Genomic DNA, 20,720 nt, shown 5'->3' on the forward strand with positions numbered 1-20,720 from the left:
CTTGTTGTGCCGGGCTCCGCAGAATTCGCGCCAGATCGGCGGAACGAAGTGGATCCGTACCCGAGCCAAGATACTGAGCCGACTGATCGTCCTCGTTCCCGCGGAGTGCCCCTTTGCCACCGGGCTGTTGCCGGGCCAGGACTCCGAGGACTTCGCCGAGCCATGTGGTGCCGAGTCGCAGCCTGGAGCCGGGCGGCAGTTCCACGCCCGTGAGAAGCACCTGCGAGTGCCCCGCGAGCGCGCCGAGAGCCTGGGGTCGGGAGATGTGCGATACCACGACGCGGCGCGCCCCCGTTCGGCGCTGCCTTGTCGTCTTCGAGCCCGGGGCGGGGGACGATGGCTGGTGACAGCGTTGAGGAACGGGTTCGGCGGACGCTATGAAGCACGGGGAAAGGCAGGACGCCGGAATTTTTGGCCGGCTGGACCGCAGGCACTTCCTTGCTGCGGCAGCGAGCGGGGCGATGGCGGGCGGCGTGGCAGTGACCGGTTGTCACTCCGCCGGGGCAGGCGCGCCCACCCCGCCGGGCGCCGGCCGCCGTGCCGAGAGAAGGGAGAGCTCCCGGGCGGGGGACGCCGACTGGCGGGTCCGTTCGATGGGTCTGCCCGGGGCCATCGAGGGCTATGCCGACAAGGTGAGCGTGTTGCCGGGGGAGGAGTTCGGCCTGTACGTCTCCACCACCGCCACGGCGTTCCGGGTCTCGGCCTACCGCGTCGGCTGGTACGACGGGGCGCAGGCGCGACTGGTCTGGCGTTCGCAGCGTGTGACCGGGTCGGTCCAGGCCAGTCCCCGGCTGGTCCGGGCAACCCGTACCGTACGGGCGGATTGGCTCCGCACACTCCCCGTCCATACGGGCGGCTGGCCGGAGGGAGCGTATCTGCTCCGGCTGGACTCGGAAGACGCCCACCAGCGCTACGTGCCGCTGATCGTCCGCTCGGCGAGCGCCGCCGGGAGAATCGTGTTGATGCACGCCCCGGCAACGTGGCAGGCGTACAACCTGTGGGGCGGCTACAGCCTTTACCAGGGCGAGAACGGTGCGTACGGCACGCGGTCGCTGGCAGTCAGCTTCGACCGGCCCTACGACGGCATCGGCGCCGAGAAGTTCATGGTCTACGAACGGGCGGTGGTGGTCCTGGCGGAGAAGCTGGGTATCCCGCTCGCCTACACCACTGGCCTGGACATCCATCGCGACCCCGGCATTCTCCACAACGCGGCCGGCGCTGTCTCGCTGGGACATGACGAGTACTGGACGCCGCAGCAACGGGCGCGCGTCACCCGGGCACGCGACACAGGTACGAACGTGGCCTTCCTCGGGGCCAACGCCTGCTTCCGCAGAGTCAGGCTGGAGCCGGACGGCACCGGCGCCGACCGCACCGTCGTCTGTTACAAGACCGACTACCGGAACGACCCCCACCTCGCCGACCACCCGGACATGCCGACCAACGACTTTCGCCGGCCACCCGGCGCCTCCCCCGAGTCCTCTCTGACCGGCGTCCTCTACGAGGGCTATCCCGTGGACGCCCCGTATGTCGTCCGCCGGAGCGACCACTGGCTCTTCGAGGGGACAGGAGTGAAGCGAGGAGCCTCCTTCGACCATCTGGTCGGGGTGGAGTACGACCGGGTCACCCCCGGCATGCCCACCCCGGCACCGATCGAGATCATCGCCCATTCCCCCCTCGTCTGTAATGGCAGGCCCAGTTATGCCGACTCCGCCTACTACACCGTGCCGAGCGGGGCGGGCGTCTTCGCCTCCGGGACGATGCGGTGGGTCGAGGCCCTGATGGCGGGAACCCGCGAGAACGGACGCAACCACGGCATGGATGCCCGTACGGGAGCATTCGTCACCCGCAGCACGGAGAATCTGCTCCACGCCTTCGCGGCGGGCCCGTGTGGCCGGAACAGGCCAGAGCTCGTGGACGATGTGAGAGAGGTGTACGCGTCCGCACCACGCTGACACCATCAGTACCGTCCCGTCGGAGAACGCCGTTTGCATCCGGGCAGCCCGGCTGTCGGCGAGGGCCAGGTGTACTGCCCTGTGAGGTCGGGGACGCGGCCTGCGAGTGCGGTGTGTCCGCGGTGGTGATTGCAGGTGGGCAGCCATCGCGGGAACGTGTCGCGTCGTTCGGCTCCTGAGCAGCCCCCTCCGTGTTGCCGGGCTGCTCGTCGGTGTGTCGGTTGCTTCTGCTCGGTCGGTTGGAAGATCCTCCTTCAGGGGATCGGCGGCGGCGAAAGGAGCCCTCGGTGGGCTGGAGAAGGCGTCACCCGGGCCGGCCCTCCCGCACGCCGGAGACTGCGGCGGCGCTGATCGTCTGTGCCCTGCTGGGGTCCGCCTGCTCGGCCATGCCCGATTCGATTCCCGGCACGGGCACGACAGCCGGGTCGTCCCGTCCGGCCGCGCACCCGAAAGACCCGGTGCAGTGCCGTCGCACCCTGGTCGGCGTGGCGCATCCTGATGACGACCTGTTCTTTCTGAATCCGGAGATCGGACAGACCATCCGCGCCGGGTGCCCGGTGGACACGGTGTATCTGACCGCCGGTGACGGCGGCAAGAAGAACCGGGTCGAGGCACTCGAGTACGTGGACCGCAGGGAGTACGGGGTGAGGGCGGCCTACGCAGAGATGGCGGAGGCGGCCAACCGCTGGGAACGGTCGGATGTGCGGGCGGACGGCGTCCGGGTCAGGTCCTACCGGCTGGCGGACGCCGCCAGAAACACCGATGTGCGGCTGACGTTCCTCGACCTCCACGACGGACTGCCGCGCGGCCAGGAGGCGAACAGCCTGCTCAGGCTGTTCGACCAGGACAAGAAGAGCATTGAGCCGTTCCAGAGCACCGCGAGCTACACGGAGGACCGGCTGCTCGCGGTGGTCTCCGCGCTGGTCCGGCTGAGCCGGGCAGAGCGCATCCTGACGATGGATCCTGACAATGCCTCGTTCGCCTTCGGGCTCGGCGGCGGTGTCGACCACGCCGACCACGGAGTCGGCGCCCGGTACTTCCGCAGGGTGGGCTACGCGCTCGGGGTTCCCGTGTCGGCCTACCTCGGCTACACCATGTCGCCGTTGACACCGAATCTCAGCCCCGGAGCCTCGGCCGAGAAGGACGAGGTGGCGCGCTGGTATCTCGCCAACCGGAAGTGCCGGGCCACCGGGACGTGCGCGAACGCCACCACCTACAAAGGCCCGCTCCAGAAGGACTGGAGCCTGTGGATCCACAGGCAGTACCAGCAGATCCACCGGCCCCCACGCGCCGGGGAGATCCTCGGGGACGTCGGCCGGACGACGTACTTCACCGGCAGGGACCCGTCACAGTGCCTCCACGCCGCCATCGGGCCGGCGGCCTCCGGTACAGCCGACATCCGCGGCTGTGACGGGTCGGCCGCGCAGAAGTGGGACATGAGGAAGGACGGGACGATCAGGCCCCGGATCGACCTCGACTCCTGTCTGACCGCGAACTCGACGGCTGTCGGGCTTGAGCGGTGCGAGGAAGGCCGCGGGAGCCAGCGGTGGATCCGTGAGCCGTGGCAGAGCACGACCTGGAAACGTAGCGCCTGGCGGATCACGAGCAGTGACCGTCGCTGCCTCTTCCAGGACGACCGCGAACTCCCCACCCGCTGGGACGACCGCGACCGGCAGAATCCCGAGCTGAAGCTCTCCGGCTGCGGCACACGGCCCCGGCCCGAACTGTACTGGCGTTGGAGCGGCTGAGCCGCCGTATTCTCGGTCGGCGCCTCACCGAATGGCGTCAGGGCCGGTGCCCCCGCCACCGCCGCTACGAACCACGCGACCGTCGGCCGCAGAAGGCCTTCGCGTGGCCGCTCGTCCGGTCGGGCGAGCGGCTGCCAGCGCCGGGCCGGGCCGACCATTTTCATTTACATAAACTATGAATATAAAAACGCTATGCTTCGGGCATGAGTCGTCAAGACACCGCTCCTGGCACGTCCGCCGCCATCGGGGCAGCCCTCTACGGCCTGGCCACCAGAGCCGCGAGACGCCTGCCCCGGGACATGAGCCTGACGTCCGCCGCCACCCTGGCCACCCTGGACCGGACCGGCCCACGGCGCATCACCGATCTGGCCGCGGTCGAAGGCGTCACCCAGCCCGCGATGACCGCCCTGGTCCGGGTGATGGAGGAGTCCGGCCTGGTCGAGAGGCGGGGCGACGCGTCCGACAAGCGGGTCACGCTGGTGTGCCTGACCGAGGCCGGTGCCTCCTATGCCCGGACGCGGCGTCAGGCGGGCGTCCACGCGTTCGAGCGGTTGATCGGCGAGCTCGCCGGCGACGAGGTCGAGGCGCTGGTGGCGGCCCTTCCGGCGCTGAAGCATCTGGCAGAGCTCGAAAGCCAGGACCGCGAAGGGCCGAAGCAGTGACCGGGCAGCCGGTCGACGGGGCCGCGGTGAAGGCGTTCCCGGTGGCGCGTTCCGAGGCGCGGCTGCTGGTCCCCGCCCTGATGTTCATCGCTCTGGTCGTGGCGGCGGTCGCCAGCCTCGGGACACCTCTCATCACCAGCGTGGCGACCTCGTTCCACGTCTCGCTCGGCAGCGCGCAGTGGACGCTGACCATCGCGCTGCTCAGCGGCGCCGTCGCCACGCCGGTCCTGGGCCGGCTCGGATCCGGCCCGCACCGGCGGGCCACGATCCTCGTCACGCTGACGGTCGTCGTCGCCGGCAGCGCGCTCACCGTGCTGCCGCTGCCGTTCGCGTGGCTGCTGGCCGGCAGGGCGGCCCAGGGAGTCGGACTCGGGCTGACGGCGCTGATGATGGGCGTGGCCCGGGACCACCTTCCCGAGGAGCGCAGCACGGCGGTGATCGCCCTGATCTCGGTGGTCTCGATCATCGGGGCCGGCGTCGGCTACCCACTGGCCGCACTGCTCGCCGAGCTCGGCGGGGTACGGGCCGCGTACGGCCTCGGCCTGGTCGTCACCGCCGCCGCCCTCCTGACCGCGTGGCGCTCCATGCCCGAAGCCCCCGAAGGCCGCTCCGCCCACGTGGACGTGGCAGGCGCGGTCGTCCTTGCCGCTGCGCTGCTCCTGGTGCTGTTCCTCGCAGGCGAACGGAATCTGTGGAGCCGGCACCTCGCCGTGGCGGCGGGCCTCGCCGCCGTCGCGGTGGTGCTGCTCTGCGTCTGGGCCGTCATCGAGCTGCGCAGCACGACGCCCCTGGTCGATGTGCGGGCGGTGCGGCACCCGGCGGTCGCCGGGGCGAACCTCGCCATGTTCGTCGGCGGGATCGGCATGTATCTCCTGCTCACACTCATCACCCGGTACGCGCAGACGCCGCACGGCGCCGGCTACGGCTTCGGACTGACGACCTTCGTCGCCGGGCTGGTCCTCATCCCGTTCTCGGTGCTGGGTTTCGTCGCAGGCAGGCTCACGCCGCGGTTCCGGACGCGGATCGCCGGCCCCCTGCTCCTGGCCGGCAGCGCCGTCGTGGTCGGCGGCGGGTTCGCACTGTTCGCGGCGGCCCGGTCGGAACTGGCCGAACTGTTCGCGGCGATGGGCGTGCTCGGCTTCGGCGTCGGCGGCTTCTCGGCCGCGATGCCCGGCGTCATCCTGGCCGTCACCCCCAAGAGCGAGACGTCGAGCGCCATGAGCTTCAACTACGTCGTCCGCAGCGTCGGGTACTCCCTGGGCAGCGCCATCGGTGGCCTGATCCTCGCCGCGGGCACCGGCACCGGCCACCTCTTCCCCGACGACAGCGCCTACACCACCGCGGCGCTGGTCGGCATCGGCGCGATGGCGATCACGACGCTGACAAGCCTCGCTCTCGCCCGCCGACGCTCGTCCGAGACCAACCCGTAAGTCAGATGCACTCATCCCGACATCGGAGGTTCCATGCCCAAGGGCTACTGGGTCAGCGTCTACCGCACCATTTCAGACCCCGAGAAACTGGCTGCCTACAACAAGCTGGCCCCTCCGGCCGTCAAGGCCGGCGGCGGTCGGGTCCTCGCCCGTGGCGGTCGGGTCGTGGCGCATGAATCCGGAATCGCCGAGCGCACCGTCCTGATCGAGTTCGACAGCTTCGAGCAGGCCGTCGCGGCGCACGAAAGTGCGGCCTACCAGAAGGCGCTGGTCGCCCTTTCCGACGGCGTCGAGCGCGACTTCCGCATCGTCGAAGGCATCGACTGACCGAGGTCCAGTCGGATCTTCGCTGAAGGCTCAGAGCAAGGCATTCGGGGTCGCTGCAGCGCTCAGCTTGTGCTTCAACCCTTCAACCGTTGCAGAGTGATGAGCGTCTTCCCGCGGTGGACGTTTCTGCCCACGTCGTGGCGGCGTGCCCGGCGCCTGTTCCTGGTACCGGGTGGTCGTCCCGGGCCTGGCCGGTGGGGTTTCGGTGCACTGGCGGGACAGGGCATGCGCTGGCGGAGGTGCCGAAACGTCCGGCGGACCCGGGCCGGGGTGAGCCGTCCCGGGGCGGCCGGCTTCTCCCAGGGATGCCGCAGGTCCTGGGACAGGGGCCGGGCGAGCCGGAGCTGGGTGCAGGCGGCGATGATCAGCCAGGTCCACCGGTCGGCCGCCTCCGGCTATCGCAGTCGCGGTTCGGTCGAGCCCAGCGTCGGCTTGAACAGCCGGAAGGTGTGCTCCGGATCGAAGCGCCGCAGGAACGCCTGCCGGGCCCGGTCGACGTCGCATTCGGTGGCACCGGACTTCGAGGACCACAACCACACCGTCGGCGCCTCCCGGTCCTTCGACAGATGCTCAACCTCCAACCGGATCAACGTGCCGTCTGCCAAGGGCAGTTCGCCCTGATGGCCCAGCCGGTCGGCCCGGTGGGTGAGCCGTGGGTGCACCCGGCCCCAGGGTTCCGCCGAACACCCCGGCATCCGCAAGGGCCGGGTCGACGGAGGCCACCGCCGGCACCTTTGGGACACGCGGCCGTACTCGGTATCGATATGGAGATCACAGCCCGCATCCCCAAAACCAGGGGCTTCACCCCCATTCCGAAGCGATGGGCGGTCGAGTGGACCCATGGCCGGCTCATGCTCCACCGCCGCCCGGCCCGCGACTACGAAGCCCTGCCCACCCGTCCGAAACCATGATCCACGTCGCCATGACCGACCTCATGGCCCACCGCCTCACCGGCGAAGCCACCATTTCCTGGCGCGACCCGACACCACAGACCAAACAGAAGATCCCGGGACAAGACACTCGGAGAAAACGACCCCTTGACCAGGAAGTCGATCTGGGCCTGGTTCGGGCGGGAGGCGGTGAACGCGTCCTGGGCCCACCGGCCTGATCGAGAACGTCGAGTTCACTCAGCTCCTTCACCGCGTTCGTCCCCAACGGATGACTTCGAACCGGGTGACTGGTCGAGGGTGCGCTACCGGCTTCCCATCGTCAGGGACGCCATCACGGCCGCCATCAGCGTGAGCACTCCGAGGGCCGTCCCGACGACGGCGGGCGTGAGCCAGGGCCAAGGGGGCGTCGCGGTCAGGAAGTCCAGGCGGTTGTACGGGTCGACGTATACGCGGACGCGGTCACCGACGCGGGTGGACACGCCGCAGGCATCCCTGTCGGTCAAGAACCTCGTGCGACCGTTGGGGAGACGGAGCCTGCAGTGGTACTTCTCACCTGTGCCTGCCGAACGCTCAAAGTGGACGATCTTGGTGACCGTCGCGGACATCTCTTCGCCGCGCCAGTTCAACACGGCTTGACCGACACCCAACGACGCCACAAGCAGGAGGAACATCAGGCAGAGCCCCAGAGCCAGCGACCACATGCCCATCCTCACGAACGAGGGCGTGACCGCCACAATGATCGCCACCAGGAACAGCGGCAGCGCGACGAGCGGCCTGCTCTGCACGTTCACGATGAACGCCAGCCCACATCCCGTCACCACCAGCGCCGCGCCGAGGCCCAGTGCCGCCCCCACCGGGCGCGGCCGGTGCGATGCCCACTGACCCACCCGCCGCGCGACGCGTCCGGCACGCAACCCGTCCCCCGTCATACTGCCCCCTTCCGCGCCGGAGCATCAGCCCTGCCCGGCGTCGCACTGCACGTGATACCCACCCGTAGCCGATACCCGTCACACCCCTCAGCATGCGGGCACCGGCCCGGTCGGTGAGTGCCTTGGGGCCGCCACTCTTCGGCAGCTGGTCGGGCCGGCCATGGTCAAGCCGGGGCGCGGTTACATGTGTGGCAGGTCTCCGCGCAGGGCCGCGACGCCCCCGTTCCATGTCAGGAGCGCACCCACACCCGCCGGCCCTCAACGGGAAGGCCCCCGGCCCCAGTCGCCCTCCTTCGGCCGGCCATCTCCGGCGCTGCTCGTCCGCGCCTGCTACGCAGATCGACGAGGGTCCACCCCGTGCCCTGGTTCCGGTGGGCGGGGACCACGGTGAGGCCGTGCACGGTGGAGATGAGCTCGACCCTCTTGCGCCGCACGATCTCGGGCGAGCGGTTCAGTTCGGACAACCACTTGGCGGGGCCGCACGTGATGGCTCCGACGGGGACGCCCTGTTCTCGGCGATCAATGGGAGTGGCCTTGACGGCGTTCGGCTGCGAGGGGAGTGCCGCTGTCCATCGACCGTCTGCAACCCATCAGCCTCGCAGTGCTGCATGTGCCAAGGTTCGGTCCTGTCCGAGCCGATGGTCACGGACTCCGCCTTGTTGCCTGTTGCCGATCCGCTCACCCAAGGTCTCCAGGACGTCTTCAGACGCAGTTCCGTACGCCTGGCGCCCACCGGACCTTGTCGGCGGTCGGGGTCGGGATCCGGCAGACCGGGGTGGTGAGGTCGCGACGGATCCGGGTGCGGGGGAAGGACCGGCGCTCCCGAGCGGATGTCGTGCCCTCCACGGCGCCGGGGACATCCGGTGGCCGCCAGACCAGCGCGACAACGTCGGTCGGATGCCGGGGACGCACCGTTTTCGGCGCCGACCGTGCCCGTGCCCCGTACGGGGCAGCCCGGCGGCACGATGGCGTGCCACGACGGGCGCCCGGACGGACCGGACCGTAACGTTGACCGAGGGCGTACACGAGACGCGCGAGGCGCGGACCCCGCTCCACGGCGGGAGGACGCCCCCGTGGGTGTGAGCAGCACACAGCCGAAGGAGCGATCCCAGGTGAAGGCCGCACGCTATTACGACCGAGGTGACATCCGCATCGAGGACGTCCCGGAGCCCGCCGTACGGCCGGGCACCGTGGGCATCGACGTCGCGTACTGCGGGATCTGCGGCACCGACCTGCACGAGTACCTCGACGGCCCCATCTTCGTCCCGCCGGCAGGCCGGCCGCACCCGGTCTCCGGCGAATCCGCACCCGTCACACTCGGCCACGAGATGTCCGGCACCGTTTACGCGGTCGGCGAAGGTGTCGACGACCTGAAACCGGGCGACCGTGTCGTCGTCGAGCCCTACATCCTGCGCCCCGACGTCGACACCAGCGAGAACAACCCGACCTACCACCTCTCGCCCGACATGAACTTCATCGGACTCGGCGGCCGGGGCGGCGGACTCGCGGAAAAGATCGTCGTCGAACGCCGCTGGGTCCACCCGGTCGGCGACGTCCCCCTCGACCAGGCGGCACTCATCGAACCGCTCTCGGTCGGATACCACGCCTTCCAGCGTTCGGGCGCGAAGGCCGGCGACTTCGCCCTCGTCGGCGGCGCCGGCCCCATCGGCCTGCTCACCTGTGCGGTGCTCAAGGCCATGGGCATCCAGGTCGCGGTCACCGAACTCAGCTCGCTGCGGCGGCAGAAGGCCCTGGACACCGGGGTCGCCGACCACGTCATCGACCCCGCCACCACCGACGTCACCGAGGAGGTACACCGCCTCACCGACGGCAGGGGAGCGGACGTCGCCTACGAGGCCACCTCCGTCAACGCGGTCCTTGACACCCTGATGGACGCCGTCCGGCCCGGCGGCGTCATCACCGTCATCTCGATCTGGGGCAAGCCCGCCTCGCTCGACATGCAGAAACTCGTCCTCAAGGAGATCGACCTGCGCGGCACCATCGCGTACGTCAACTCCCACCCGCAGACCATCGAACTCGTACGGGAGGGCCGCGTGGACCTGGCCCCGTTCATCACCGGGACCATCGGCCTGGACGACCTCGTCACCCAGGGCTTCGACACCCTGATCCACCACAACGAGACAGCCGTCAAGATCCTGGTGGACCCCCGCGCCTGACACCGCGCCCCGGCCCGCCACCGCACCTGCCAGGACCCCACGGCGACCGCCCGCACCAACCACCCGCCCGTCCTTCCGGCAGCCCACCGCCCCGGAACGGCGGGCGGCCTGCCGCCCGGCCCTCCACCGGACGGACAGGGACACGGCCGGGCCGGTCGACGCGGATCGCCCTCCTCAGTTCACTTGCTGACGGCGAAACGCATCAGGGCGTGCTCGCTGCCCTGCTTGATCTTCCCCGTCGTGTTGATCACTTCGAGTTTCCAGGCGCCGCCGACACGTACGGCCTTGGCCACCGCGCAGCCGTTGTCCTGGGTGAGCAGGCTCGGCCAGATGTCGGCGACCTGCTGGGAGCTCCCCCCGGTCGCGTCGTACACCTTGAAACTGATGTTCCGCGCCTTCTGGAAGGAACTCCCCTTCTTGTAGGCGGCGGCGACGAACACGATCGAGGTGATGTTGGGCGGTATCCGCGCGAACTCGACCGTCACCGTCTCGTCGTCCCCGTCGCCGTGTCCGGTCTGGTTGTCACCGCTGTGGACCAAGGACCCGTTGCCCATGGGATCGAGGGAGTCGAGCCCCGCCAGACGCACCGGATCCCCGTCCTGCATCGCGACGGCGATCAGATCGAGGTCGGTACCCGACTTGCGGCGGAGCATCCCCATCATCCCGCCGCTGCTGCCCGCGGTCGGGTCCCAGGACACCCCGATGGACAGGTGGGTCACACCGTCCAGATCGGCCGGTCCGTCTTCCTTCTTGAGCGTAATCATGTGTGAATCATCCTCTGGACCAGGAACATCTGACACACAGAGTGTGCCTTGCGGCCTCCCGCTCCTCACCTGCCCGGTCGACAACCGGACCGGCGGATCGGGAAGAGGGCGGTGCACCCCGACCTGGGGAACCCCTGGCTGGGCGGCAGAACTCCTCACACCTGACAGAGCGCGGGAACAGCCCCCGCGGCCCCGCGGCTCCCGGTTGTTTCCGCGGGCGCTTTCGGCCGGTCCCCGGATGACGATCGGGTTGGCCACCGTGGTGCAGCCGGTTCCGATCACCACGGGCGTTTCCACCAGCACGGTTTCGAGGATCTTCCCGAGGGCCGCGACGGAGTCGGCGCAGTACATCCGGGTCGAGCTCTTCTTCGGGTCGCGGAGCACGACCGGCCCTCGGTTCGGGTAAGGAAGAACGTGAAGGGTCTCGTGGAGCCACCGGAGCGGCAGGCGCGGATCACCGGGACAAGGCGAGCAGTTCGTCGGTCGCCGGCCCTTCGCCACCGTCGCCGAGGCGGGCGATGGCGGCGAGCGGAGTGATCACCGGCTCCAGGTCTGGAGCCGGTCGCCGTCGAGCCCGCATGCCGCCGCGACCCACCAGCCGTCGTTTCACGCGGGACAGTGTGCCGTTCGCGCGGCCCCGTGCCACCGCGGATCGTGGGTTCGGGGCCCAGGCTGTCAGCGCAGTGTGTACCCGCCGTCGGGGTAGAGCGTGGATCCGGTCGTGTATCCGTTGGTGAAGAGGAACAGGACCGTGTGTGCCACCTCGTCCTCGGTGCCGAGCCGCTGCAGCACGGTGTCCCGGCGGTACTGGGCGAACGCGGCCTCCCGGTCCGGCGCGGGCCGGCCCGCCCACAGGTTCCCGTCGATGGTGCCGGGCGAGACGACATTGACCCGTACCGGGGCGAGTTCCACGGCGAGCCCGCGGCCCAGTCCCTCGATCGCGGCGTTGCAGGCCGCGTAGGCGGGGGCGGGGCCGGGCGGGCGTGCCCCGGCCGCGCCCGCCATGAGTACGACCGAGCCGTCGGGCGACAGCTTCGGCGCCGCGTGCCGCACCGCGTGGTACTGCCCCCAGAACTTCGAGGTGAAGGGGGTTTCGGCGTCCTGGGGGCTCAGCTCCCGCAGCGCACCGACGCGGTAGGACGCCGCGGAGGTGAACAGGTGGTCCACCCGGTCGAGTCCGTCGAAGAACGCGGCCAGCGACGCGTCGTCGGTCACGTCGACGGTCTGCCACCGGGCGGCGCCGCCCAGTTCCTGTGCGGCCGCGGCGAGGCGGTCCGGCGTACGCCCGCCCAGGACGACCTGCGATCCGGCGGCGACGGCCTGGTGGGCCACCCGCAGACCGATGCCCGATCCGCCGCCGATCAGGACGACCGTACGGTCCTTCAGCGGTCCTTCGGGGACGCGGGGGTCGGACGGTGAGGACATGCGGCACACTCCTTGAGACGTCTTCGGCGGGCGGACCGGCCGCCGGACGGCGCCGCTCCACTCACTCCCAATCCACGAGCGGACCAAGGCATTCCCGTCGACGCGTCCCACGTACCGCGAAGGACACGCGACCGCCCGGCAGGCGGCGAAATTGGTCTGTACCAGATCTGGCGAAACTCTTGCCGGAAGACGTGGACCTGGGCAGGATCTGACTCGCGACCAAGCAGGCGATCACCTGCATTCTCATTATTTATCGCGTTTTGGCGTCTGCGGCGTCCGTGGCACCCCATGGGATCCGCACGTAGAAGCCGGACCGTTCCGCTCCACGCCCCATCCGCGCATGCGCCCCTTCCCATCACGTGTCGTCATCGGACGAAGGAGTTCCCATGTTCATGAAGTCCCCTTCCCACAAGCGCGTCACCGGATCCGTGGCCTTCGCGGCGGCCACGGCAGGCCTGGTACTGGCCATGGCGCCCGCCGCCCAGGCGGCGCCCGGCGACTGCACCGTCTCGTCCGGGAGCGGCACCCTCTCCAGCCTCTGCACCAGCGGTACGGGTCAGCACCGGATCCACGCGGTGCTCAACCCGCTCGACCCCAGACTGCCGCAGCGCATCGTCCTCGGTAACTGGGCCCCGGTCGGCCAGGCTTCGGTCGCCTCCAACCCCTGGGGCGCGGAATACGTCGCGAGTGCCTGGGTGGACCGCACCGACTGACGCGTCCGCCCTGCCTGATGTGCCGTCGATGACGGCGGGCGGCGGTGGCCGTACGAAGTGAGGGCCGGGCCGGCCCGCGATGCGGGCCGGCCCGTCGCGGCCGTGGAGTGCGTGCGGTCAGGGCTCCTGCCGCTCGGACGGCCAGGATGCCGCCGTCCACCGCCACATGGCTGCCGGTGGCGAACCAGGCGCGGTCGCTCAGCAGCCACAGGGCCGCCTCCGCCACCTCGCGTGGTGCGGCCATCCGTTTCTGGATCCGGCGCGCGACGAACGCCTCCTCCAGGGCCGGGTTGCGCTCCACCGCCGCGTCGATCATCTCGGTCCGGGTGGTGCCCGCGATCAGGGAATTGACGCGGATGCCGTTGTCCCCGTACTCGGCGGCCACGGCCTTCGTCGGACCCGGCACGGCGTGCTTCGCCGCGACGTACGGGGACGGGGCGCCGATGGCGATGAGCCCAGCCGAACCGGCGGTTCTCACGATCGCTCCGCGCCCGGCGTCCAGCATGACGGGGATCTGGCGGCGCAGGCAGTGCCAGAGCCCGCCTACGTTTGATGTCCATGACGCGGTCGAAGTCCTCCTTCGACAGCTCGTGCGACCGGCCGAAGACGGAACCGGCGCAACCGGCGTTGTCGAACGCGCCGTCGAGACCTCCGAAGCGCTCGACGGCCGTCGCGGCGGCACGCTCGATGTCGTCGGCCCCGCGTCACGTCGTAACCCGAAGCGGCGGACCGCCACGCACCTTTCTCCAGACCGGCGTTCGACCTGATGGCGTGGGGGAGGGGAGGGTACGGCGGGCCGTACCCTCCCCTCCCGTTGCCGGTATCCCTACTTCACGGCCCACTTCCCGCTCGTCGCGACCGCCTTCAGCTGCCGCATGGTCAGCGCGGGCGTCTCCCGCGTGGCCTTCGTGTTCTGGGCGCCGGAGTTGAACGCGGACACCACGACCCGCAGGCCGTCCGGACGGAGGGTGTCGGCGGTCCACATGACCACGCCCTCGCCGCCCTTCTCGCCCGGTTCCCGGTGCGTGACGACCTTCGTCCCGTCCGGCAGCACCTCGGCCCCGGCCCCGAACAACTCGTCCCCCAGGTCCGACATCCCCGGCTGCACATTGATCTGCACCAGGCTCGCGCCCTTGCCGTCGTCCACGACGACGTACGCGAAACCGTCGTCACCGCGCCCGGAGACCACTTTCGCGGAGGCGGGCAGCAGCGCCTTGAGATTCCGCAGGATCGTTCGGCCGTCCTGCCCCCGCGCCGGCGGCTGAGGTACCGGCTCCGGGGCCGCCTTCTCCAGGGCGTTCATCACGGGCCGCCAGGCACGCGAGGTGACGAGTGCCTTCAACTGCCCCACGGTGAGCGGAGGTTCGGGCCTCGTCACTTCGGCGCCCTTCTCCGCGGGCGCGTTCCACTCGTTGGCGTCGACCGTGTACCCGTCAGGGGTCACGAGATAGGCGTGCCACCACTTGGTGTCCACGCGCTTGTCGGGGTACTCGTACCCGCGCAGCACCATCAGGCGCGAACCGCCGGCGAGCGTCTCGTTGCGGCAGGAGTCGTACGGGACGTAGGTCCTGTCGGGACAGGCGAGCCGCTGCTTCGCCTCCGCGCCGTGCGGGTCGACGGCGCCTACGCTGACGCCGACCGCGGCCTTGCCCCTGCCGTCGTCGAGGACGAGATGCGCCGACGGGCCGTCCCGGTCTGCCGTACCGTGTCCGCCCTGCTCGCTGACCTTCCCCCTGGGCAGCAGACCCTCCAGCGTCGCGATCACCTGCTGCGCCGAGAGCTGCGGCCCCTTGCCGGGTGACGCCCCCGCCTTCGGATGCGCGGCCACGCCCGCTTCGCCCTGCCCGTCATCGCCGCCGAGCGTCCCCGTGGCGTACGGCGCCCCGAGCCCCACGACGGCGAGCGCCACTACACCGCCGGTCATGGCCGCGGCCCGCCTGCGCCGCAGCCGCCGCCTGCCGCGTGCGACGCCGCCGTCCACCAGCGAGCGCCCCTCCGCGGTGAATTCCTCCCCGGCACGGCGCAGCGCGTAACCGAGCCCGTCCTCGAAGCCGTCCAGGTCCTTCTGCGTTCCGGACATGCCGGATCACCACCATTCCTCGTCTTGGTCGCTCGGGCCGATCAGTGCGCGGCGAGTTCTTCGGCGATGTCGCCCAGCTGTGCCCTGAGCCGGGCGAGTGCGCGGGTGCTGCGGGTGCGTACGGCCGCAGAGCTCAGGTCGAGGACGTCCGCGGTCTCCGTGACGGACCGGTCCTCCCAGTACCGCAGTACGACCACCGCCCGGTCCTTCGCCGGCAGCGTCCGCAGCGCGTCCAGGAGGGTGAGCCGCAGCGGGGTGTCGCCCTGCGCGGCCGCCTGGGGGACCTCGGGGATCTCGTCGCTCGGCCGCTCTCCCGCCGAACGCCGCCGCTGGTGCGCCAGAAAGGCCCGTACGAGAACGGTCTGCGCGTACGCCGCGGGATTGCCGAGCTTCGACGGCCTGCCCCACACCACGTACATCCGGCCCAGCGTCTCCTGCACCAGATCCTCGGCGAGATGAGTGTCGCCGCTGGTCAACAGGCACGCCGAACGGAAAAGGTGCCCCATGCGGGCCGCCGCGAACTCCCGGAAGGCGTTCTCCTGGGACCGTCTCATCCGCCGCTCTCTCCTTGCCTCGTCGCCTACGCCTTATAGATGCGGTGGGGGCGGCGGGATGTTTCACCCGGGTTTCCCGTCCCGAAGGGTCTGGCGTCGAGGTTTTCGCGCGACGGCGTCGCCTCCGGCCCTACCGGGCGCTCACCGCCTCGACCACGGACAGTACGGTCCGCGTCGGCACGATTCGCCGCAGGCGCAGCCCGGCCGCCCCGAAGAGCTGTGCGAAGTCCTCTGCCGTGCGCCCCTTCCCGTGAGGGAGCCATCATCATCGGGTCCACGGCCTTGGACTGATGGGGCCGGTTCCCGGACCACACGACGGCGTCGATGACGAGGACGCGTCCGCCGGGCGCCATGGCCTGCCGGCAGTTGCGCAGGATCGTGGCCGACTCGTCGTCGTCCCAGTCGTGGAGGATCCGCTTGAGGAGACAGAAGTCTCCCGCCGGTACGGACGAGAAGAAGTCGCCCCGCGACAGCGACCAGCGGCCGGCGATGTCCTCGGGGCCGGGCCGGTGGCCGGGCCAGGACGTACGCCTGGTCGTGGAGGACCGCGTGCAGGCCCGGCCGGCGGCGCAGCACTTCGGCGAGCAGGCCGCCGTGAAGAATCCCGTCGATCACCCTGCCGGTGATCACGTCACCGCCCGCACCGTCCGTTGCTCACCGGCAGGAACGGCCGCAGCCGCTCCCACTCTGCGTCCGGCAGATCACCACGTTCTCCCCGCCCCGTAGTGGGAACAACGAGCAGATCAAGCGACGGCCACATGACCGCCCGGACCGCTCCTGGCCGGACATGACGATCCTCCGTCTCTCCATCGATCCGGCCGCTCCGGCTCCGCGCGAGCCTTGGGAGGGCGAGGCCGATGTCCTGGCGGTCGCCGGCCGACGCGCGGCGGACTGGGACAGGGTCCTGCCCGCCCCCGAGACCGACCGGTGGATCATCGGCCCCCGCTCGCCGAAGCCGTCGAGAAGGCGATGACGTCCCTCGATCCTGCTGCCGCGATGGCGTGGACCAGCACGGCAAGGGCGGCATCGATGACGACACCGCGGAGACGCTCGCCGGACTCGTCCACGCGGTGCCGGAGCCGGCGCACTGGCTCGCCCCCGACCACAGCCAGTCCGCCTCCTGGCTGTGGTCGCCGCCGTCCCCGGGATCCCGCGACTGCTCGCCAACGACCCCGGCACCGCCGTCGAGGACGGCCAGGTGGCGCGCATGCGTGCCATCCTCGACCACGCCACCCACCCTGACCCCGTACATCGACCGCGACGAGACCAACGGGTAGGGGCGGGACAGCCGGATCGCAGGAGGATCAGGTCTCCCGCTCCCACCCCGGGGCGTAGTCGGCCGGATTCGTGCGCCGCGCGGACAGACCGTCGAGCGCCCTCGATGTGCGGGTCCGGCTCTCGGTCAACCCCTGGTCGACAACGAGCCGTTCGAGCAGTACCGGGATCACCGCGCCCATGCGGAGGTCGGCTGCCGCGTGGACGAAGCGCCGCACCGCGTCGTACGCGTCACCCTCCTCTCGCGCCGCCTGGTGGGCCGCGATCTCAAGGCCTGCGAGCAGGTCACCGGTGAGATCACGCACGAGCGCCTCGCGGTCGGCGTAGCGACGGTAGAGCGTGGCCGGCCCCACATCCGCCCGGCGCACGATCAGGTCCAGCGGGGCGTCCGGGCCCCGCTCCAGGAACACATCGCGGGCGGCATCCAGGATCCGTCGTCTGGCGCGTTCGGCGTCCGCCCGCATCAGACCCACCTTCCATCAACGAACCGGAGGACTTCTCTCCGCCTGTGCTAGTGTGCCGTATGCGGAGAAAAGCTCTCCGCTTCCCTTGAAAGGGGCTTCGCCATGAACGCCGACGCGCTGAATGTCCGCACTGTCATCGACGGTGTCGAGTACGGGGACGATGCCGTTCGGCAGTGGGAGCTCGACCGTTCACGGGCCGCGCTCACCCTGCTGAAGCAGCGGATCGGGGACGAGCGGATGCGGGAACTCCTCGCCCCCGAACTCGCTGTGGCAGACGCGGTGATGGCACCGCTTCCGAACGGGTCCGGAGGAGCCTGGCGGTCGGCCGTCACCGAAATGACAGCCGCCGGGATCGACGCGGACCGGTTCCTCACCTGGTGGCAGGGCCGGCTCGCGGGCGGCGATCGGTCCGCGCTGCTCTCCGCCAACCCCGAGCACTACCTCGCCGACTCCAGCGACGGAGTGGTCGAGATCATCGAGACCATAGGATCCGGCCCCCTCCGGTTCTTCCTCACCTTCCACGACGGTGTCGAGATCGCGGACGAAGGCCACGAGGACTACCCCGTACGCATCGGCGGCACCGGACGCCTCGGTGACGGCACGGAGATCGCCCGCGTCATGCATGAGTTCGGTGACGGCCCCGACGGCTTGCGCATCCGTCTGACCATCCAGTTCCCGGCCAACGCCCCTGAGCACGTCTTCGTCGGACATCAGTGGCACTTCGCCTGCGAATTCACCAACTGGCTGGAAGGCGCGCACGCCCAGGCGTGAGCTCCCACGCAGGCGGGGGTCCCTTGGCGATCAGGGGATCCCCGCCGCCAAGGTGGACCCCGCGCCCCGGGCTCTCCTCGGCGCGGCCCGGCAAACAGCGATCCTCGATAGGACCATGCCCATGGCAATCACAACTTCGGCCGTGCCGGCACAGGCCGACCCGCCCACCACAGCAGAATCCGGCATCCTGCGTCGCGCAGCCTGCGAATTCGGCCTCACCGGCATTCTGCTTTTCTTCGTCGTCACCGGCGTGCGCTGGCTCATCGCACCCGACTCACCGATCTCTGTCCATGACACCCACTACGCTCTCGCCATCCTCGGCGTCGCCATCGGGGTGCTTCTCATGGTGTTCATGGCATCCCCGCCCGGCCGGCGGTCCGGCGGACACCTCAACCCCGCCGTCACCATCGCTCTGTGGCGGCTCGGCGGCTTCCCGGCCCGCGCCGTCGTCCCGTACGTCACGGCTCAACTGGGTGGTTCCGTCGCAGGAACGGCGCTCGGCCGACTTGTCTGGGGACCGGCAGTCTCCCGCGGCCCCGTCGACTACGCGACCGTCCATGCCGACCCGTCATGGGGCGCCACCGCGATCCTCACGGCGGAGACCGGAGTCCTCGTCCTGGTGACCATGATGCTCTCCGTGCTCCTTGCACACCCGGCCGGCCGCAGACTGCTCCCCTACGCGGTGGGCCTCGCCACCACGGTCGTCATCGCGACGTTCGGTCCCTTCAGTGGCGGATCGGCCAACCCGGCACGGCAGTTCGGTCCGGCGCTCCTGGCCCAGGACACCACCCACCTGTGGATCTACCTGATCGCTCCGGTGCTCGGCGCGGTGCTGGGAGCAGCCCTCGTGGCCCTGGTCGGAACCCTGACCGCACAGCGGCCCCGGTGCTGACAGCGAAGGGGATCACCAACCGACCATCGCGGCGGACCGGAACGCCGGCCCGAACAACCCTCCACGGCAAGCACCGTTGGAGTACCGGCCCGTCCGGGCCGCCCGGGCGAACAGGTAGGGGTCAGGTGCCGGTCGGAACGTGGGGTGCGGTGCCGGAGAGCACAGCGGTGTAGATGTCCGTCATCGCGGTCACGGCCTGCCGGCGGTCCAGGGCCGGGTCCAGGTGGTGCTGGATGTTGATGCCCAGGGTGCCGCCGAGCAGCGCCGTCGCGACGGCCTCCGGGTCGGCGACGCGCGCGCCCGCCGCGCGCAGGTGGTCGGTGTACAGGCCGCGGATCTTCGCGTATTCCTCGGCGTACGTCGCGCGCAAGGGCGACTCGCGGCTCACCGCCTCGATCAGGAGTGTCGAGAAGATGTGCGCCTCGGGTCGGGACATCAGGGCGAAGTTCGCCTCGATCAGCGCCTCGATTCCGGCGTCCGGTCCGGCGCCGTCCAGGCGTTCGCGCATGAAGTCCGCGCCCCACCGGAACGCTTCCTCGACCACCGCCTTCAGTAGCCCGTCCTTCGAGCCGAAGTGCCAGGCCACGGAGCCCCGGCTGATGCCGGAGCGCTCCGCCACGGCCTGGATCGACGCTGCGGCAGCCCCGCCCTCGGCGGCGAGTTCCCATGCGGCGGCCACCAGCCGGCGCTGGGTCTCGGCGGAGATCTCCTGCTTGCGGGTCGCACCCACGCGGTGTCCTTCCCAACGTTGCGGCTGCTTGACGCAGCCGATTCTGTCACGCCACCCGGGCGACGCCCGGGGTCGACGAACCTTGCCTATGTTAGCCATCCAGTTCTATGCTGAACGTCCAATAACCAAGAAGGGTTCGACATGGCACTGATCGACCTCACCCGGACGCTGGACCCCGCCGACCGCGAACGGCTTCCCGAGCAGCTGCGCGCCCTCGCCCCGGTGATCGCGCCTGCCGTGGCCTACGCGCACCCGACGGGCGAGGGCCGCGAGCAGTTCGCCGCGGCCATGCACTGCAGCGTCGAGGACCTGCCCGACGGCGAGGGCTGGGGCGCGGAACTGCTCACCGACTTCAACACCCACCTCGGCACCCACGTCGACGCCCCGCTGCACTACGGCTCGACCTGCGAGGGCAGGCCCGCCCGCACCATCACCGACATCGCCCTGGACGAGCTGTGGTGCGAGGCGCTCGTGCTGGACCTGCGCGGCCGGTGCGAACCGGACGCCCCGATCACCGTCGGGGCACTGGAGTCCGCCCTCGCCGACAACGGCGCCCCGGTTCCGGCCGGTGGGGCGATCCTGCTGCGCACCGGCCAGGAGCGGTACGGGCTGTCCGACCCCGAGTTCTTCCGCTACCCGGGTATGAGCCGCGAGTCGACGCTGTTCCTGGCCGGCCTCGGGGCCAAGGTCCTGGGCACCGACGCGGCGGGCTGGGACCTGAGCTTCTCCGTGATGGCGGGCAAGTTCCGTGAAAGCGGCGACAACTCCGTGCTGTGGGACGGGCACCGGGCCGGCCGCGAGCGGGAGGTCTTCATCGTCCAGCAGCTGACGAACCTTGCCGCGCTGCCCCCGTCGGGGTTCCGGGTGGCGTTCTTCCCCATCAAGATCGCCCGTGCGAGCGCCGCCCCGGCCCGCGTCGTGGCCTTCGTCTGACACC

General features: G+C 70.4%; 22 protein-coding genes and 5 pseudogenes. 14 read left to right on the top strand and 13 right to left on the bottom strand.

All coding sequences use genetic code 11. The features are described from left to right. Positions 1-593: 593 nt before the first annotated feature. On the top strand, positions 594-1,952 hold the full coding sequence (locus ACGF8B_RS25490) for a N,N-dimethylformamidase beta subunit family domain-containing protein (RefSeq protein ID WP_392742743.1): 1,359 nt from the start codon (positions 594-596) through the stop codon (positions 1,950-1,952). Between the two features lie 68 nt (positions 1,953-2,020). Here the strand turns inward: ACGF8B_RS25490 and ACGF8B_RS25495 are convergent. Further along, a pseudogene (locus ACGF8B_RS25495) lies at positions 2,021-2,131 on the bottom strand (IS481 family transposase); the annotation flags it as partial. A gap of 306 nt (positions 2,132-2,437) precedes the next feature. On the opposite strand from ACGF8B_RS25495, the gene ACGF8B_RS25500 reads away from it, so the two are divergent. The 4 genes from ACGF8B_RS25500 (at position 2,438) to ACGF8B_RS25515 (ending at position 6,119) form a co-directional block, all read left to right on the top strand. After that, complete coding sequence (locus ACGF8B_RS25500; RefSeq protein ID WP_392742745.1) at positions 2,438-3,700, top strand: ricin-type beta-trefoil lectin domain protein; 1,263 nt, start codon at positions 2,438-2,440, stop codon at positions 3,698-3,700. 299 nt (positions 3,701-3,999) lie between these two features. Then, entirely contained in the window at positions 4,000-4,362 is a 363-nt protein-coding gene (locus tag ACGF8B_RS25505; RefSeq protein WP_392742972.1) for a MarR family winged helix-turn-helix transcriptional regulator, read from the top strand. Further along, positions 4,359-5,792, top strand: coding sequence for an MFS transporter (locus tag ACGF8B_RS25510; RefSeq protein WP_392742747.1), 1,434 nt, complete (start codon positions 4,359-4,361; stop codon positions 5,790-5,792). The genes ACGF8B_RS25505 and ACGF8B_RS25510 overlap by 4 nt, the downstream gene beginning before the upstream one ends. 33 nt (positions 5,793-5,825) lie before the next feature. Next, positions 5,826-6,119 (top strand): DUF1330 domain-containing protein, encoded by a 294-nt coding sequence (locus ACGF8B_RS25515; protein ID WP_392742750.1) that lies wholly within the window; start codon positions 5,826-5,828, stop codon positions 6,117-6,119. Between the two features lie 74 nt (positions 6,120-6,193). Here ACGF8B_RS25515 and ACGF8B_RS25520 read toward each other — a convergent pair. Next, positions 6,194-6,799: pseudogene (locus tag ACGF8B_RS25520) on the bottom strand (transposase); the annotation flags it as partial. On the opposite strand from ACGF8B_RS25520, the pseudogene ACGF8B_RS25525 reads away from it, so the two are divergent. Beyond that, positions 6,789-7,131, top strand: a pseudogene (locus ACGF8B_RS25525) (IS5/IS1182 family transposase); the annotation flags it as partial. The pseudogenes ACGF8B_RS25520 and ACGF8B_RS25525 sit on opposite strands and share 11 nt — an antisense overlap. A 180-nt stretch (positions 7,132-7,311) precedes the next feature. On the opposite strand, the gene ACGF8B_RS25530 reads toward ACGF8B_RS25525, so the two are convergent. After that, a complete protein-coding gene (locus ACGF8B_RS25530) occupies positions 7,312-7,938 on the bottom strand; it encodes a DUF3592 domain-containing protein (RefSeq protein ID WP_392742752.1) in 627 nt (208 codons plus the stop codon). 1,112 nt (positions 7,939-9,050) lie between these two features. On the opposite strand from ACGF8B_RS25530, the gene ACGF8B_RS25535 reads away from it, so the two are divergent. Next, a complete protein-coding gene (locus ACGF8B_RS25535) occupies positions 9,051-10,115 on the top strand; it encodes a 2,3-butanediol dehydrogenase (protein ID WP_392742755.1) in 1,065 nt (354 codons plus the stop codon). 179 nt (positions 10,116-10,294) lie between these two features. Here ACGF8B_RS25535 and ACGF8B_RS25540 read toward each other — a convergent pair whose 3' ends face one another. The 3 genes from ACGF8B_RS25540 to ACGF8B_RS25550 all read right to left on the bottom strand — a co-directional run bounded on the left by ACGF8B_RS25540 (position 10,295) and on the right by ACGF8B_RS25550 (position 12,304). Continuing rightward, positions 10,295-10,879 carry a TerD family protein gene (locus ACGF8B_RS25540; protein WP_392742757.1) on the bottom strand — a complete coding sequence of 195 codons (585 nt, stop codon included), beginning with the start codon at positions 10,877-10,879 and terminating at the stop codon, positions 10,295-10,297. 454 nt (positions 10,880-11,333) lie between these two features. Beyond that, the gene (locus ACGF8B_RS25545; protein ID WP_392742760.1) at positions 11,334-11,489 is read right to left on the bottom strand and encodes a hypothetical protein; all 156 of its coding nucleotides are present in this window, start codon (positions 11,487-11,489) and stop codon (positions 11,334-11,336) included. 65 nt (positions 11,490-11,554) lie between these two features. Beyond that, positions 11,555-12,304 carry an SDR family oxidoreductase gene (locus ACGF8B_RS25550; RefSeq protein WP_392742763.1) on the bottom strand — a complete coding sequence of 250 codons (750 nt, stop codon included), beginning with the start codon at positions 12,302-12,304 and terminating at the stop codon, positions 11,555-11,557. Between the two features lie 392 nt (positions 12,305-12,696). On the opposite strand from ACGF8B_RS25550, the gene ACGF8B_RS25555 reads away from it, so the two are divergent. Continuing rightward, the gene (locus ACGF8B_RS25555; protein ID WP_392742766.1) at positions 12,697-13,017 is read left to right on the top strand and encodes a hypothetical protein; all 321 of its coding nucleotides are present in this window, start codon (positions 12,697-12,699) and stop codon (positions 13,015-13,017) included. A gap of 205 nt (positions 13,018-13,222) precedes the next feature. Here ACGF8B_RS25555 and ACGF8B_RS25560 read toward each other — a convergent pair. The 5 genes and pseudogenes from ACGF8B_RS25560 to ACGF8B_RS25580 form a co-directional block, all read right to left on the bottom strand. Beyond that, positions 13,223-13,522, bottom strand: a pseudogene (locus ACGF8B_RS25560) (SDR family oxidoreductase); the annotation flags it as partial. A 103-nt stretch (positions 13,523-13,625) separates the two neighbouring features. After that, positions 13,626-13,706, bottom strand: a pseudogene (locus tag ACGF8B_RS25565) (short-chain dehydrogenase); the annotation flags it as partial. A gap of 137 nt (positions 13,707-13,843) precedes the next feature. Then, complete coding sequence (locus tag ACGF8B_RS25570; RefSeq protein WP_392742769.1) at positions 13,844-15,097, bottom strand: hypothetical protein; 1,254 nt, start codon at positions 15,095-15,097, stop codon at positions 13,844-13,846. A 41-nt stretch (positions 15,098-15,138) separates the two neighbouring features. Next, entirely contained in the window at positions 15,139-15,651 is a 513-nt protein-coding gene (locus tag ACGF8B_RS25575; protein ID WP_392742771.1) for a SigE family RNA polymerase sigma factor, read from the bottom strand. Positions 15,652-15,677: 26 nt separating this feature from the next. Next, positions 15,678-16,142, bottom strand: coding sequence for a methyltransferase (locus tag ACGF8B_RS25580; protein WP_392742974.1), 465 nt, complete (start codon positions 16,140-16,142; stop codon positions 15,678-15,680). Between ACGF8B_RS25580 and ACGF8B_RS25585 the strand changes: the two genes are divergently transcribed. The 3 genes from ACGF8B_RS25585 (at position 16,069) to ACGF8B_RS25595 (ending at position 16,928) form a co-directional block, all read left to right on the top strand. Continuing rightward, positions 16,069-16,377, top strand: a complete 309-nt coding sequence (locus ACGF8B_RS25585; protein WP_392742774.1) for a hypothetical protein — start codon at positions 16,069-16,071, stop codon at positions 16,375-16,377. The genes ACGF8B_RS25580 and ACGF8B_RS25585 overlap by 74 nt on opposite strands. A gap of 61 nt (positions 16,378-16,438) precedes the next feature. After that, on the top strand, positions 16,439-16,624 hold the full coding sequence (locus ACGF8B_RS25590) for a hypothetical protein (protein ID WP_392742776.1): 186 nt from the start codon (positions 16,439-16,441) through the stop codon (positions 16,622-16,624). A gap of 28 nt (positions 16,625-16,652) precedes the next feature. Beyond that, positions 16,653-16,928: a hypothetical protein gene (locus ACGF8B_RS25595; RefSeq protein ID WP_392742778.1), complete on the top strand. Its 276-nt coding sequence runs from the start codon at positions 16,653-16,655 to the stop codon at positions 16,926-16,928. A gap of 27 nt (positions 16,929-16,955) precedes the next feature. Here the strand turns inward: ACGF8B_RS25595 and ACGF8B_RS25600 are convergent, their stop codons facing one another. After that, the gene (locus ACGF8B_RS25600; RefSeq protein WP_392742781.1) at positions 16,956-17,390 is read right to left on the bottom strand and encodes a helix-turn-helix domain-containing protein; all 435 of its coding nucleotides are present in this window, start codon (positions 17,388-17,390) and stop codon (positions 16,956-16,958) included. Positions 17,391-17,492: 102 nt separating this feature from the next. Between ACGF8B_RS25600 and ACGF8B_RS25605 the strand changes: the two genes are divergently transcribed. Together ACGF8B_RS25605 and ACGF8B_RS25610 are read left to right on the top strand one after the other, a co-directional pair. Then, positions 17,493-18,161, top strand: a complete 669-nt coding sequence (locus ACGF8B_RS25605) for a hypothetical protein (RefSeq protein ID WP_392742784.1) — start codon at positions 17,493-17,495, stop codon at positions 18,159-18,161. A 121-nt stretch (positions 18,162-18,282) separates the two neighbouring features. Further along, entirely contained in the window at positions 18,283-19,053 is a 771-nt protein-coding gene (locus tag ACGF8B_RS25610) for an MIP/aquaporin family protein (protein ID WP_392742787.1), read from the top strand. A 121-nt stretch (positions 19,054-19,174) separates the two neighbouring features. Here ACGF8B_RS25610 and ACGF8B_RS25615 read toward each other — a convergent pair whose 3' ends face one another. Continuing rightward, entirely contained in the window at positions 19,175-19,783 is a 609-nt protein-coding gene (locus ACGF8B_RS25615; RefSeq protein ID WP_392742788.1) for a TetR/AcrR family transcriptional regulator, read from the bottom strand. Positions 19,784-19,924: 141 nt separating this feature from the next. Between ACGF8B_RS25615 and ACGF8B_RS25620 the strand changes: the two genes are divergently transcribed. Continuing rightward, positions 19,925-20,716 (top strand): cyclase family protein, encoded by a 792-nt coding sequence (locus ACGF8B_RS25620; protein ID WP_392742791.1) that lies wholly within the window; start codon positions 19,925-19,927, stop codon positions 20,714-20,716. Positions 20,717-20,720: the final 4 nt, after the last annotated feature.

Origin of the sequence: Streptomyces sp. NPDC047917, assembly GCF_043204345.1 — a bacterium.
Taxonomy (GTDB): domain Bacteria; phylum Actinomycetota; class Actinomycetes; order Streptomycetales; family Streptomycetaceae; genus Streptomyces; species Streptomyces sanglieri.